The sequence below is a fragment of the Apilactobacillus xinyiensis genome (genome assembly GCF_019656235.1).
GTDB lineage: Bacteria > Bacillota > Bacilli > Lactobacillales > Lactobacillaceae > Apilactobacillus > Apilactobacillus xinyiensis.
Window position 1 is genome coordinate 1 of the sequence record NZ_BPLL01000003.1, and the last position, 14,646, is coordinate 14,646.

Sequence of the window (14,646 nt, forward strand, 5' to 3'; positions counted from 1 at the left end):
TAGTTGAATATTTTGACATAAAAAAACCGCCTTAAAAAATTAGATATTATGTCTAACTTTTTTAAGGCGGTACATTTAGGGTTTGCTTTTTTTGTAATTTTGTCTTAATTTTTCTACTAAATCTTCAGTCGGAGTTACGTATAGCGTGTTCTGACTGTCATATATAACCATCCCTGGTTTAGCTCCGTTAGGCTTTCTAACATGTTTAACTTGTACATAATCAACAGGAACATTAGCTGAGTCTCTGGCTTTTGAAAAGTATGCTGCTAAAGTGGCTGCTTGAACTAAGGTTTCGTCATCTGGATTAAAAGATTTAATAATTACGTGTGAACCATGTATTTTTTGAACGTGCAACCATATTTCTCTTTTATCTGATGATTTAAGGGTTAGTTTATCGTTTTGTAAGTTGTTTTTTCCCACTTGAATTTCGATACCGTTATCGGATATGAAACTTTCTGGTTTACTTATTTTTACTTTTTTATGCTTAGCATTGTTATGATAGTTATGATTTTTAAGTAATCCTTCTTGCTTGAATTCTAATTTGATATCTTTTAAATCTTCAGGATTAGCTAATTCGATTTGAGATAAAATATTTTCAAAGTATTCGATATTAGCATTGTTTATTTTTATCTGATTATTAACATAGGACACTGCGTTTTTATCCTTTTGATATCGTTTAAAGTATTTTTGAGCATTTTCAGAGGGTGATATTTTGTTGGACAACTTTATTTCAATGTCATTTTGATTATCATAAAAATTAGGTAGGGTAATTGACTTCATACCACGTTGAACTTTACCTAAGTATGTCATTAGAATTTCACCTTTAATGCGATATTCATCAGCATTTTTAGTTTCATCTAGTGTTTTTTGCAATTTTTTAGCTTTACGCTTGCCTTTTTTTAATTCGTTTTTCGCAATTTTGATCAGTAGATTACCTTGTTCTTTAGTTCTTTCTCTCTGAGCTTTGTCACGATAATAATAATCTAACATTTCACTAAGGGTATCAAATTGTTTAAAATTATTGTTAAATTGAAAGGGATAAACCGTAAAATCAATTTTATTATTTTGTTCAGTAATAGTAGGTGACGGATTTTTATAAACATTAATAAAACTATTTAATTTATCTTTAACTTCACCATTTTCATGTAATGTGTTGGCTAAATATAATGATGTATTGTAACTAAGTCCTTGAAAATGTTGTTGAAGATTTTGTGCTAAAACTTCTGCATTAGGAAATCTTTTATCAAGTTCTGATATTAATTCTAAACTATCGTCTTCAAATAAATTAATTGTGTCTTGTTTAGGTGGATTTATATAGTTATCTCCAGGCAAAAGGGTTCTATATCTGTTTTTATCAGACCCAATTCTTTTAATAGCATCGATAACAGTTCTATCATGACCATTGATTAATATGATATTACTGTGTCTAGCCATTATTTCAGTAATAAGTACGATTTCTTGCAAATCGCCCAATTCATTTCTAGTGATAAAATGAAGGCTTAATACTCGATCATTATCTAATTGCGAAACTTTATTTAAAATTGCACCATTTAGATATTTACGCAAAGTCATATTAAAATTAGTTGGCTTTTCAGGATTAGAATATGGAATATTTGTAATTTGGACACGAGCATAACTAGGATTAGCCGATAATAACAGTGGGTAATTGCTACCATTGGCTCTAATTGTTATAATTATTTCATTTTCATAAGGTTGATTTATTTTTGAAACTCTACCAGTTGCTAATTTAGCATTTAATTCGTTAACCATTGCATGTGTAAAGAATCCATCAAAGGACATATTAACATCTCTCTTTCTTATAAAGAATGCACAATTTATAGTATAAAGATTATTAAAAGGTTACGCAAAGCACAAGTCAATTAAATACTATATGTATTTTAATGTTATAATAAAACAATATTGATTAATTTAAAGGGTGAAACAAATGAAAACAGCTATTGTTACTGATAGTACATCTTATCTGACTAAAGAAGAACAAGAAAAGTACAATATTCATGTTGTTCCTATACCAGTCGTTATTGATGGTAAAAGTTACGATGAAGGGGTAGATATTAGTAATTCTGAATTTTATGAAAAATTAAATAATTCCAAATCTTTTCCTAGTACTTCACAACCACCAATGGGTAAATTGATTGAATTGTATAATCAATTAGCAGATGAAGGCTATGATAACGTCATTAGTATTCATCTTTCTGATACCATTTCTGGTTTTTATAATTCGTTACTAACGCTTTCTAAAAGCATTGACACTATAAATATAATTCCATTTAACTCTAAGTTAACTGTTAAATTAATGGGATATTTAGCTATTGAAGCATCTAAGTTAGTTAATGCTGGGCATTCAATCAATCAAATATTAAAAGAATTAGATGAAATTCGAAGTACTATTGATGAAGTTTTTGTTGTGGATGATTTACAAAATCTTGTACGTGGTGGAAGATTATCTAATGCATCAGCATTCTTAGGTAGTTTACTAAAAATAAAGCCACTATTAACTTTTGATGAAAAAACTAATGAGATTGTTGCTTTTGAAAAAGTTAGATCTCGCAAAAAAGCTTTAAAACGTGCTGAAGAAATTTTTGATGAAAAAATTAAGAATGTTAGTTATCCTATTAAAGCTATTATTATTAACGCAAATGATCCTAAATCAGGGGAAGATTGGGCTAATAGTATTAAAGAATTGCATCCTCATATTAGTGTAGAGCAGAGCTATTTTGGTCCAGTAATTGGAACCCATCTAGGCGAAAAAGCCTTAGCTTTAGGATGGATGATTGATACTGATAAAATATAAAAAAGTAGTTAATAATTGATTTAGATATTCATATCGTGTATCATTCGTTACAAAACAGGAGTAGGGTAATACGCGTTAAGTGCCATTGGAACGGAATGTGAACTTTGGACGAAGAGCTTTTCTCGCGATGTTTTACCCGCATTCGCCCTTATATATCTATTTTATAAGTGGCAGCTCTTAAATTTAAGGAGATGTCCATTATTTTTGTTAACAAGTTTAAAGTTCCCAAGTTACAAGTTAGGGATGTAGTGTATATTGGAATGTTAATGGCTTTAAGTTTTATAATTAGTAAGTTTAATATAAATACCCAATTCATTTCAATACGGCTAGCATTCATAATAACAGTTATTATTGGTTATTCATATGGACCTATATTGGGAGCTTCAATTGCTGGTATATCCGATATTTTATTTACGTTTATTAATGGCCAGATGTATTATCCAGGATTTACGGTTTCAGCTGTTTTAACTGGTTTTCTATATGGGCTGTTTCTATATAAGAATAAAGAAGCTAAGTTTAGTCATATTGTAGTATGCCAAATACTAATTGTTATATTCGTTAATACAATTTTGAACACTCTATGGCTGACCTTGCTTTATAACATACCTTGGCAAACTATAATTACCGCAAGAATAATAAAGCAACTTATAACAACGCCTATACAAATAGCTATTATCTTTTTGATACTTAGAAGTAAAAATTTAAAAAAATTATTATTTAGAATTTAATAAAAAAGCAGGGGAAATAGTAAAATGTTTTATCTTTTTCTACTTTACATAATATATATTATACGAAGTTATTTAAACAGTTGATAAATGCTTACATAATTATATTTTCCTAAATGTTACCCATTTACTAACATTTCAGTGCTTAAAACAATGTTAGTTTAATAAATTAAAGAAAAAATAATTGCACAAAAATCTTTTATAATATTTTGTTTATAAATTATTATTTTTAATAACAAAAGTAAAGCCTTTTTATACTAATTAAATATTTTTGACCCGTTTGAATTCCTACTTTTATGTAAAAGTAGGAATTCAAATTCCTTATAAATCAATGTTTATATGATTTTTTAGATACGCTTTAAAAAATCATATAATGAGTAATTATACATTTATAATATGAACGTGTCTTTACATAACGCATAAAAAAAGCCGGATTAATCCGGCTTTTACTTGTTCCACTTAGTATCTTTAAATTGTTGTCTTCCACCTAATTCTTCCATTTGATATCTTAAAGGGTCTTTTTTATAAAAATTTTGATGATAATCTTCAGCTTCATAGAAAGGCATAACGTCTTCAATTTTAGTAACTATGGGCTTATCAAATATTTCACTATCGGATAGTTCTTGCTTAGATGTTTCAGCAATTTTTCGTTGATTTTCATTTTTAACAAAAATAACAGGCCTATAACTATCTCCGCGATCTTGAAATTGTCCTGAAGCATCTGTCGGATCTGTTTGCTGCCAATAAATTTCAACTAATTCTTTGTAGGAAATAATTTCAGAATTAAAAACAATTTTAACTGCTTCAGTGTGACCTGTGGTATGACTACAAACTTCTTCGTAAGTTGGATTAGGAACATGTCCACCTGTATATCCAGAAATAACTTTTTCAATACCTGGTAAGGTATCAAATGGTTGCACCATGCACCAAAAACAACCCCCTGCAAATATAGCTGTATCTAACATATTATCAAACTCCATTCAGTATTTTATATATTATTTTATTAAATATATTTTATATATTTTTCGTATCCTTTTTCTTTCATTTCTTTTTTGGGGATAAATTTTAATGCTGCTGAATTGATACAGTATCTCATACCACCTAATTTATTAGGACCATCATTAAATAAATGTCCCAAGTGTGAGTTAGCATTAGCGCTTCTAATTTCTTCTCTAATCATTCCATGAGATAAATCTGTTTTAGAGCTAACGCTATCTTTAGAAATGGTTTTAGCAAAAGATGGCCATCCACATCCTGCATCATACTTGTATTTAGAACTAAAAAGTGGTTCTCCAGAAACTATATCTACATATATTCCGTCTTCAAAAAAATCGTCATATTTACCAGTAAATGGTGCTTCTGTCATATTGTTCTGTGTTACATCATATTGAATTTTATTTAAATGGCTTTTATCATATTTCATTTATATATACTCCCTTCTATAAAGATTTAATTATATAATATATAAAAATACTAAAATTGCAAATAAAAAGGAATGACATTTAAAAATGTCATTCCTTTTTATTTTATTCCATTATTTCATTTAAAGGAGGTACTACTTGTTTCTTTCTAGATACTACTCCAGGTAAATCAATAGTGTCATCTATTACTTTTTGATTGAAAGCTTTTTCTAAAGCATCTTTAGGTTCCCCAACAATAATTGCTTTAGAGTTACTATCTAAAACATTAGTTGCAATGACTAAGAACAAATCATAGCCTTCAGCATCTGCTTCACTTTTCATTGCTGAAATTAAATCATCTTTACGTTTTAACACATCGTTTAAGTCAACAGTGTTAATTTGGTCAATTCTAATTGATTTACCACCCATGTTAAATGATTTGGCATCGCCATCAATTAAATCTTGATCACTTCTAGCATCAACGTTTGTTCCAGCTTTTAACATTTTAATACCATATTCTTCATAGTTAACGTCAGCTATTTTAGATAATTCCTTAACTGCTAAAATATCTTTTTCAGTAGTTGTTGGAGATTTAAGCAATAATGTATCTGAAATAATTGCTGATAGCATTAATCCAGCTAGTTTAGCAGGAATTTCAATTTTATTTTCATTAAACATTTCAAATAAAATGGTACTAGTACAACCAACGGGTTCTGCACGGTAGAATAATGGCTTTTCTGTATTAAAATTAGCAATTCTATGATGATCTACCACATCAGTCACTGTTAGTTTATCGATATCATTAACACTTTGTTGTGGTTCGTTATGATCACATAACATTACTGAATCTACTTCATTGCTAGCGGTTTCAATAACTCTAGGGGCATCTTCTTTAAAGTAATCTAAAACAAATTTAGTTTCTTCATTAAGCTCACCCAATGCAACGGCTTCAACATCTTTGCCTAGTTTAGTTTGTAAATATGCAAATGCTTTAGGGGCTACAATTGCATCAGTATCTGGACTTTGATGTCCAAAAATTAATTCTTTTGACAAAATAAATTCCTCATTTCTATTGTTTATCAGATTTTAATCTAGAGAAGTAGTCTTGTTCACTTAAAAATTCTTCAAAATCTTCAAGGAAACGACTAATTCTAGGAATTTCGCCCTTGTTTTTTCTATAAACAAAAGCTAAATCAAATTTAATGTTTGGTGTAAAACGAGAAGCATAAGTTTTGCACTCTTTCATTTTATCACTATTTTTACTCATAATGAAAGACTCTGGTAAAGCTGTGCTAGATTGTGTTTGCATTGAGAACTTCAATAATTGATTAGGCGTAGTAAATCTAGCTACACTCTTTGGTGCATCAACCATTTGATTTTTAAAAGTTTCTCTAATTATGTGATTTAAATAATAGTCTTCTGGATAAGATGCCCATGGATTGTTAATGGTGTCTTTAAATCTAATCTTTTCTCTATCCTTGAACTTATCTTCATGATGAATGAATAGTAAATTATCACTAATGATTTTTTTAGATTCATAAGGTTTCCAATTCTTAATTGATTCATCGGGTAAATACATAATAGCTAAGTCTATTTTATTGTTTTCAAGATTTTCCCAAATTTCTTTTCGGGTTAACATGTGAATGTTAATTCTTAATTTAGGATTATTGTTGTATGAATGAATTGCAAAGTTTTCAAACACTTTATCTTCAATTGAAGATAAGATACCGATGTTAACATCCCCACTAGTTGCACTAGTAGATTGTTCAATTTCATCAGTAGTTTCATTTAAAATTTCATAGATTTTATGAGTAGCATTAAGCATTATATGACCAGAGTTTGATAGTCTTAACTTTTTACCGATTGAATAAAACAATGGAGATCCTACGGTTTTTTCTAACTTCTTGATTTGTTGAGTTAATGCTGGTTGTGTAATACCCAAGATTTGAGCAGCTTGAGTATAGTTCATAGTATCAGCAAGCTGAAGGAAATATGTTAATGTTTTTGAAGAAAAAATATTTTCTTGTTTAGTCTTTTTTTTCATTAGTAACTCCTTAATAAAATAATATTATTAATTATAAATTATATAATAAATGATATTTTTATTAAAGATAATTTATAAATTTTTTATTGAAATTATAAACAATGAATAATTATAAAATTATATTAGTAATTTTTTGAGGATTTCCCTCTTTGCTGATATCAATTATCATAGAACCATTTGATTTACGATTACTAATCGTATGATCATCTGGGACGATGTCATGTATTCTACTATTGCTCGTGTATACTCTTAATGGATTGTGTACTTCGTTAGATTGACTCAATTTAGCAAAATCAATTACTTCGTAAGAATTACGTTTTAATGGAGTTAAAATTTGTACACCACGTCTACCACGACTAGTTAAAGGAATTTCATTAACCAGCATATTTTTGTATGAACCACGCTGAGTGATTATACCAATAATATCATTATCATGTACTAAAGCCATATTACATACTAATTCTTCATCTCTAAGTTCAATAGACTTAACTCCTGTAGTTCTTGGACCGTTTATTGACACTTCATTTAGCATAAATCGACTTGCCATCCCTATATTCGAAATAACCACTACTTCACTATCGGTATTATTATTTTCGATATAAGCTACCTTAACTACTTTGGCCTGAGCATTCTTTAATTTTTCATAAGTAAGTGAATGTGAACGATAAGTTCTACCAGGAATTACTTTACTAAACTCAGTGCGTTTTATATATCCATCGCTAGTAGCTATCACGAACATACCATTAGCTTTTAAATCTTTGAAATCAAAAATATCAATTATTTGTTCATCTGAATCTAAGCCAATTGTTTGCGAAATATGTTCTCCAGTATCTTTCCATTTTACATCTGTTATTTCAAAAATTGGTCGATAAATTAAATGTCCTTTATTGGTAAACATAAAGAGATGATCTCTGGTACTTAATTTTTTAAGGAAAATTGGATAATCATCTTCCTTAAGACCACAATCATCTGTTTCAGAAGCCTTATATGATCTTAAGCTGCTACGTTTTAGATATCCATCATGACTAACCAACACAACTGTTGTCTCGTCAGGGATTGTTATTTTATTGCTTACCTTAATGTTTTCAATTTCATTTTCAATAACGGTTTTTCTTTCAGAACCGTATTCTTTTTTTATACTTAATAGTTCTTGTTTAAGTACATCATCCAGTTTCATTGGATCATCTAATATACGATTAAAGCTAGTTATCTTATGAGTTAACTCAGCTTTTTCAGCTTTTAACTTAGTAACATCTGTATTAGTTAGTCTGTATAGCTGAAGTGCAACAATAGAATCAGCTTGATTCTCAGAAAAATCATAAGCTTTAACTAGATTATTACTAGCATCTTTACGGTTGTTACTAGAACGAATGGTTTCAATTACCTTATCAAGAATAGATAAAGCTTTTATTAAGCCATCTACAATATGTTCACGTTTTTTAGCAACCATTAAGTCATATTTAGTACGATTGCTAACTATTAAACGTTGATATTCCAAGTAAGAACTTAAAATTGATTTTAAAGGTAGACGCTTAGGACACATTTTATCAATTGCAACAACATTAAAATTATAAGTGATTTGTAAATCGGTATTTTTTAGTAAGTAATTAAAAATACCTTTTTGATCTACATCCCTTTTTAGTTCGATTGCAATAGATAAACCGTTACGGTCACTTTCATCTCTTACCTCGGCAATACCATCAATTTTTTTGTTAATTCTAATTTCATCGATTTGCTTAACTAGCTGTAGTTTATTAACCTCATACGGAATTTCAGTAATTCTAATAAGCTGTTTACCACCACGTAACTTTTCAATTGCAGTCTTTGAACGTACAACGATTCTACCACGTCCAGTTTGATAAGCTTTTTTAATTTCATCCAAGCCTTGAATGATTCCACCAGTAGGGAAATCAGGGCCCTTTACAAAATTCATTAAATCATTTAGTGAAGCATCTGGATGCTTTTGCAAATAAATCACTGCATCTATCACTTCACCTAAATTATGTGGGGGTATTTCTGTAGCATATCCAGCTGAAATACCAGTTGCTCCATTAACTAATAAATTAGGAAATCTAGATGGTAAAACGACCGGCTCTTGTTCAGTATCATCAAAATTAGGAATCCAGTTAACCGTATCTTTACCAATATCTCTAAGCATTTCACTAGCAATTTTGCTAGTTCGAGCTTCGGTATAACGCATTGCAGCAGCTGGGTCTCCATCCATGGAACCATTATTACCATGCATTTCAATTAATGGATCTCTTAACTTCCATTCTTGGCTCATACGAACTAAGGCTTCATAAATAGAACTATCACCATGGGGATGAAAATTACCCATCACATTTCCGACAGATTTAGCCGACTTTCTAAAACCTTTATCATAGGTATTACCATCCTTATACATTGCATATAAAATTCTACGCTGTACAGGTTTTAAACCGTCCCTAACATCTGGTAATGCTCTTTCTTGAATAATTGATTTAGAGTATCGACTAAAACGGTCGCTCATAATATCTTCAAGTGTTAATTTTTCAATATTAGTACCACTACTCAAAGTGAGCCCTCCTCATTAATTGTATGAATTTTGATTGTCTAAAATACTACCATCTTCTTTAAGCGTGAATTGAACGTTTTTTTCAATCCATTCACGACGTGGTTCTACTTTATCACCCATTAGTGTGGTTACACGCTTTTCAGCTAGGGATGCATCATCAATACTTACTTTAATTAAAGTTCGATTATCAGGATTCATGGTTGTTTCCCATAATTGGTCTGCATTCATTTCACCAAGCCCTTTAAATCTCTGCAAACTTGGATGACGTTTAGTGAACCCTTGCATTAAACTATCTAATTCATCATTAGTCCAAGCATATTCAATAACGTTTTTACCACTATCATTCTTACCTTTAACCTTATATAAAGGTGGTAAAGCAATGTAAACATGCCCTTTTTCTATCATTGGACGCATATACTTATAAAAGAAAGTTAATAATAATATTTGAATATGTGCACCATCATCATCCGCATCAGTCATAATGATTATTTTATCGTAATTAGCTTGTTTTACATCAAAGTCAGGCCCAACGCCCGCTCCAACGGTATAAATCATTGTACTGATTTCTTCATTTTTCATAATATCATTTAGTTTAGCACGCTCAGTGTTTAAAACTTTACCTCTTAAAGGAAGAATAGCTTGATGCTTACGATCTCGACCTTGTTTTGCAGATCCACCGGCTGAATCTCCTTCGACTAAGAACAATTCATTTTTACTAGTGTCCTTAGATTGTGCTGGAGTCAATTTACCTGAAAGCAATTTTTCCTTACGATGATGTTTTTTACCATGTCGACTTTCTTCACGGGCTTTTCTTGCGGCTTGACGAGCTTGACGAGCTTTGATTGATTTTTGTACTAAAGTTTGTGAAAAGTCATTATTCTCAAGCAGGAAGTATAGTAGTTTTTCAGAAACAATACTATCTACAATTTGTCTAACTTCTGGACTACCTAATTTTTCCTTAGTTTGACCTTCAAATTGTAGCATTTCTTCAGGTACCTTAATTGAAATAACTGCAGAAAGGCCTTCACGTACGTCGCTTCCCTCTAAATTACTATCTTTAGCTTTTAATAAATTAACGCGGCGAGCAAATTCATTGAAGGATTTAGTCCAAGCACTTCTAAAGCCAGATTCATGAGTACCACCATCTTTAGTTCTGACATTATTTACAAATGATAAAGTATTTTCAGTATATCCGTCATTATATTGAGCTGATATTTCAACTTCTACACCCTGTTTTTTACCATCAAAATACATTACTTTACCTAGGGTATGTTTTCCTTCATTTAGATATTGAACGAATTCTTTAATACCATGTTCAAAATAAAAAGTATCACTATTGTCATTACGTTCATCTGTTAAAACAATTTTAATACCCTTTAACAAAAAGGCTGATTCTCTTAAGCGTTCTTTTAATGTGTCATAGTTGAAAACGGTAGTGGTAAAGATTGCCTTATCAGGTTTAAAAGATAGTGTAGTACCACTATGTTCATTAGTTTTGCCCAAATCATTTAAAGTTCCAACTGGTTTACCACCGTTTTCAAAACTTTCTTCATATTTATGTCCATCTCGAACGATGGTTACTTTTAACGAAGTCGACAAGGCATTAACTACACTAGAGCCGACCCCATGTAGTCCACCTGATGTTTTATAACCACCATTTTCAGAAAACTTACCACCTGCATGCAGCACAGTTAATATTACTTCAGGAGTAGGTTTACCTGAAGAGTGCATCCCTACTGGCATTCCTCTCCCATGATCGACTACCGTAATACTATTATCTTTATGGATAGTTACTTTAATAACATCTCCGTAACCAGCTAATGCTTCATCAACGGCATTATCTACAATTTCGTATACTAAGTGATGTAATCCTTTTGCATCTGTTGACCCGATGTACATTCCGGGTCTTTTTCTTACAGCTTCTAAACCCTTCAAAACTTGAATTGAAGAGTCATCATAAGTTTGTTTGTGTTCCGGCATTGATAAGCACTCCTTTATTTACAATATATCATAATAAACTATTTTAAAGCGGTTGAAAAGTATTCTCGAACATATGTTCTTATTAAACATAAATCAGTTCAAAATTAAAAAATATGTTAAAATTGTATCTGCATTAAAATTGGAGGAAATTATCTTGAAAATTGCAATATTATTAATTGTTGCTTATATCTTAGGATCAATTCCTAATGGTATATGGATTGGAAAGGTGTTTTTCAATACTGATATTAGAAAACACGGTTCTGGAAACATTGGTACTACTAATACTTTTAGAGTACTAGGAAAGTTTCCAGGCGCTTTGGTTATGGTACTAGACATTTTAAAAGGCACTCTAGCTACTTTATTACCAATACTATTTAATATCAACCATGTTTCACCTATTATTTTTGGTATTTGCGCTGTAATTGGACATACTTTTTCTGTTTTTGATCATTTTCACGGTGGCAAAGCAGTTGCTACTAGTGCAGGGATGTTATTAGCATTGCATCCGGTCCTTTTTGTATGTGCCTTTGTTTTCGAATTAACTTTTACTTATTTAACAAGTATGGTTAGTTTGGCAAGCATGATTTCTTTCCCATTAATTACAATATTAATATTTATAAATAAAGATATTCCCTTAGGAATTATTGGTGTAATACTTTCAGTATTTATAATTGTTAGACACTTAGGTAATATTAAACGTATCCTTAATGGTGAAGAAAACTTAATGCCTTTTGGTTTACTATATAAACGTACACATAAACAATAATAAAAAGCTTTGATGAATTTCTATATCATCAAAGCTTTTTATATTATTATATAAATTCAATATTTAAGTTATAATCATTACTTTTGGTAGGCATAAGTTCATTAATTCCTACTTTAGTATTAATTTCATGATTATGACTAGTAGTGTCAGCAATTCCCCACCAAGGTTCAATACATACAAAAGAACCATCTTTGGGATAGGTAGACCAAATTCCAGTGTACTTACAATTAAATGCATTAACTTTAATCTTATGATTATCTTTATCATTAGACAATACAAATGAGTTAATACTATTATCACTAGTATCAATTATCTTAGCATCATCCTTGAAGAATTCACGGTTTAATCTAATTGGTTCATTAGCATTTAACTCATCAGTATCTTCAAAGTCACTTAAAGATTTATTAAGTGGGATATGCTTATAACTTCCGCCATCGTTGATGGTAATCTTATAATTTTCCATATTGTAAGATAAATTGAAAGCGGGATGTGCACCTATGGAATAATACATTAATTTAGTATCATTATTTTTAACAATATAATCAACGCTTAGTGTTTTATTTGATAAAGTATATTTGATTTGTAAGGAAAATTTATATGGATACATTGACATAGTTTCATCATTTTCAGATAGTTTAAATAACACACTGTTGTCGTTTTTTTCTAAGACTTCAAATTCGTTATCTCTAGCAAAGCCATGTTGTCCCATTGAATATTTATTTCCATGTAATAAATAAAAATCATCTTTTAATCTACCAATTATAGGAAACAAAACGGGTGCGTGTCTGCCCCAAAATTTACTATCAGCTTGCCATATATATTCATGTTCCTTATTGTCTTTAACACTAGTTAATTCAGCACCCTTAGTATTTAATAATACAGTGAGTTCTTCATTCTCTAATTTAACTAACATTATTTCCTCAACTTTCTAATGATTTTTACAAAATATAACGTGATAAATTAGGGTCTTTAGCTAAGTTGCCCACTTTATCTTCTACATATTTTTCATTAATAGTAATATCACCCATTTCCATATCTGGGCCTTCATATAATAGATCTTCTAGTAATTTTTCTAAGATTGTATGCAGTCTTCTGGCACCGATATTTTCAGTATCTCTATTAACATTAAAGGCAATTTCAGCAATCTTTTCAATAGCTTCCATTGTAAATGTTACTTTGATATTATCAGTTCCAATTAAAGCAATATATTGTTTTACTAAAGCATTATTAGGTTCAGTTAAGATCCTAACAAAGTCTTCTTTAGTTAATGAATCCAATTCAACTCTAATTGGTAATCTACCTTGTAATTCAGCAATTAAATCACTGGGTTTACTTTCAGCAAAGGCACCTGAAGCAATAAATAAAATATGACTAGTATCAATTAAACCATATTTAGTTTTAATGGTTGAGCCTTCAATAATTGGTAAGATATCTCTTTGTACCCCTTCTCGAGACACTTCACCTCTACTTCTAGATTTTCCACCAGTAATTTTATCAATTTCATCTAAGAAAACAATTCCTGAGTTTTCAGCATTTTTGATTGCTTCATCATATAAATCAGCGCCATCAACCAATTTTTCTGATTCTTCTCGTACTAATACTTTTCTGGCTTCAGAAACTTTTAAATTACGAGTTATTTTTTTATTAGGCATTAACTTACCTAAAGTTTCGTTGATGTCAATTCCCATTGATCCCATCATGTTGTCGTTACCAACATTTTGCTTAGGGTCATCAACTTGAATGCTAACCATTTTATCTTCTAAGAAGCCTTTGGACAATTTATCATAGACATCCATACGTCTATTCTTGATTTCTTCACTAACATTTTCTTCGGTGTTTTCATTGTAATTAGGCATTTTACCCTTTTGCATTTTTTCCATCATTTTCATGAAGTCACCAAAGTCATTCGGATTGTTTTCTTTTTGTTTACTTTCATTGGGAACTAAAATTTTAACTAATTTATTATTAGCACGTTTAGTAGCTTCACTTTCTACATCTACAAACTTGCGTTCTTTAACCATTTGAACTGATTTTTCTACTAAGTCTCTAATCATTGATTCTACATCTCCACCTACATAACCAACTTCGGTGAATTTAGTAGCCTCTACTTTTACGAATGGAGCATTAACTATTTTAGCTAATCTTCTAGCAATTTCAGTTTTACCAACTCCAGTAGGTCCAATCATTAACATATTTTTTGGTGTAATATCTTCTTGCATAGACTTAGGTAGTTCCATACGACGATATCTATTTCTTAAAGCAACTGAAACAGCTTTTTTAGCTTTATTTTGACCAATTATATATTGATCTAGTTCTTTAACAATTTGTTTAGGGGTTTTTTCTGTATTCATACTCTTACCTCTCT

Annotated in this window: 12 protein-coding genes and 1 riboswitch; of the genes, 3 read left to right on the plus strand and 9 right to left on the minus strand. The window is 30.3% G+C overall.

Translation table 11 applies throughout. The annotated features are described in order from the left end of the window. Positions 1-75 precede the first annotated feature (75 nt). Entirely contained in the window at positions 76-1,800 is a 1,725-nt protein-coding gene (locus K5Q11_RS01355; protein ID WP_220750960.1) for an NFACT RNA binding domain-containing protein, read from the minus strand. Positions 1,801-1,945: 145 nt separating this feature from the next. On the opposite strand from K5Q11_RS01355, the gene fakB reads away from it, so the two are divergent. Next, positions 1,946-2,812, plus strand: a complete 867-nt coding sequence (fakB, locus tag K5Q11_RS01360) for a DegV family protein (protein WP_220750961.1) — start codon at positions 1,946-1,948, stop codon at positions 2,810-2,812. A 54-nt stretch (positions 2,813-2,866) separates the two neighbouring features. Further along, a riboswitch (THF riboswitch) is annotated at positions 2,867-2,962 on the plus strand. Between the two features lie 41 nt (positions 2,963-3,003). After that, positions 3,004-3,540: a folate family ECF transporter S component gene (locus K5Q11_RS01365; protein WP_220750962.1), complete on the plus strand. Its 537-nt coding sequence runs from the start codon at positions 3,004-3,006 to the stop codon at positions 3,538-3,540. Between the two features lie 443 nt (positions 3,541-3,983). Here the strand turns inward: K5Q11_RS01365 and msrA are convergent, their stop codons facing one another. The 6 genes from msrA to parE all read right to left on the minus strand — a co-directional run bounded on the left by msrA (position 3,984) and on the right by parE (position 11,515). Beyond that, positions 3,984-4,502: a peptide-methionine (S)-S-oxide reductase MsrA gene (gene msrA, locus K5Q11_RS01370; protein WP_220750963.1), complete on the minus strand. Its 519-nt coding sequence runs from the start codon at positions 4,500-4,502 to the stop codon at positions 3,984-3,986. Between the two features lie 38 nt (positions 4,503-4,540). Beyond that, positions 4,541-4,960, minus strand: a complete 420-nt coding sequence (gene msrB, locus K5Q11_RS01375) for a peptide-methionine (R)-S-oxide reductase MsrB (protein WP_220750964.1) — start codon at positions 4,958-4,960, stop codon at positions 4,541-4,543. Between the two features lie 103 nt (positions 4,961-5,063). Then, on the minus strand, positions 5,064-5,990 hold the full coding sequence (locus K5Q11_RS01380; protein ID WP_220750965.1) for a manganese-dependent inorganic pyrophosphatase: 927 nt from the start codon (positions 5,988-5,990) through the stop codon (positions 5,064-5,066). Between the two features lie 16 nt (positions 5,991-6,006). Next, complete coding sequence (locus K5Q11_RS01385; protein ID WP_220750966.1) at positions 6,007-6,981, minus strand: LysR family transcriptional regulator; 975 nt, start codon at positions 6,979-6,981, stop codon at positions 6,007-6,009. Positions 6,982-7,090: 109 nt separating this feature from the next. Further along, positions 7,091-9,535 (minus strand): DNA topoisomerase IV subunit A, encoded by a 2,445-nt coding sequence (gene parC / locus K5Q11_RS01390; protein ID WP_220750967.1) that lies wholly within the window; start codon positions 9,533-9,535, stop codon positions 7,091-7,093. Positions 9,536-9,550: 15 nt separating this feature from the next. Next, complete coding sequence (parE, locus tag K5Q11_RS01395) at positions 9,551-11,515, minus strand: DNA topoisomerase IV subunit B (RefSeq protein ID WP_220750968.1); 1,965 nt, start codon at positions 11,513-11,515, stop codon at positions 9,551-9,553. A gap of 154 nt (positions 11,516-11,669) precedes the next feature. Between parE and plsY the strand changes: the two genes are divergently transcribed. After that, a complete protein-coding gene (gene plsY / locus K5Q11_RS01400) occupies positions 11,670-12,281 on the plus strand; it encodes a glycerol-3-phosphate 1-O-acyltransferase PlsY (RefSeq protein WP_248601403.1) in 612 nt (203 codons plus the stop codon). Between the two features lie 46 nt (positions 12,282-12,327). Here plsY and K5Q11_RS01405 read toward each other — a convergent pair whose 3' ends face one another. Both K5Q11_RS01405 and hslU read right to left on the minus strand, forming a co-directional pair. Beyond that, positions 12,328-13,194 carry an aldose 1-epimerase family protein gene (locus K5Q11_RS01405; RefSeq protein WP_220750969.1) on the minus strand — a complete coding sequence of 289 codons (867 nt, stop codon included), beginning with the start codon at positions 13,192-13,194 and terminating at the stop codon, positions 12,328-12,330. 25 nt (positions 13,195-13,219) lie between these two features. After that, complete coding sequence (gene hslU, locus K5Q11_RS01410; RefSeq protein ID WP_220750970.1) at positions 13,220-14,632, minus strand: ATP-dependent protease ATPase subunit HslU; 1,413 nt, start codon at positions 14,630-14,632, stop codon at positions 13,220-13,222. Positions 14,633-14,646 lie beyond the last annotated feature (14 nt).

Bases quoted from the DNA above. Each gene is read 5' to 3' on its own strand.
- K5Q11_RS01355 (WP_220750960.1), bottom strand. From the start codon at position 1,800: ATGTCCTTTGATGGATTCTTTACACATGCAATGGTTAACGAATTAAAT.
- msrB (WP_220750964.1), bottom strand. From the start codon at position 4,960: ATGAAATATGATAAAAGCCATTTAAATAAAATTCAATATGATGTAACA.
- parE (WP_220750968.1), bottom strand. From the start codon at position 11,515: ATGCCGGAACACAAACAAACTTATGATGACTCTTCAATTCAAGTTTTG.
- K5Q11_RS01405 (WP_220750969.1), bottom strand. From the start codon at position 13,194: ATGTTAGTTAAATTAGAGAATGAAGAACTCACTGTATTATTAAATACT.
- msrA (WP_220750963.1), bottom strand. From the start codon at position 4,502: ATGTTAGATACAGCTATATTTGCAGGGGGTTGTTTTTGGTGCATGGTG.
- hslU (WP_220750970.1), bottom strand. From the start codon at position 14,632: ATGAATACAGAAAAAACCCCTAAACAAATTGTTAAAGAACTAGATCAA.
- fakB (WP_220750961.1), top strand. From the start codon at position 1,946: ATGAAAACAGCTATTGTTACTGATAGTACATCTTATCTGACTAAAGAA.
- K5Q11_RS01385 (WP_220750966.1), bottom strand. From the start codon at position 6,981: ATGAAAAAAAAGACTAAACAAGAAAATATTTTTTCTTCAAAAACATTA.
- K5Q11_RS01365 (WP_220750962.1), top strand. From the start codon at position 3,004: ATGTCCATTATTTTTGTTAACAAGTTTAAAGTTCCCAAGTTACAAGTT.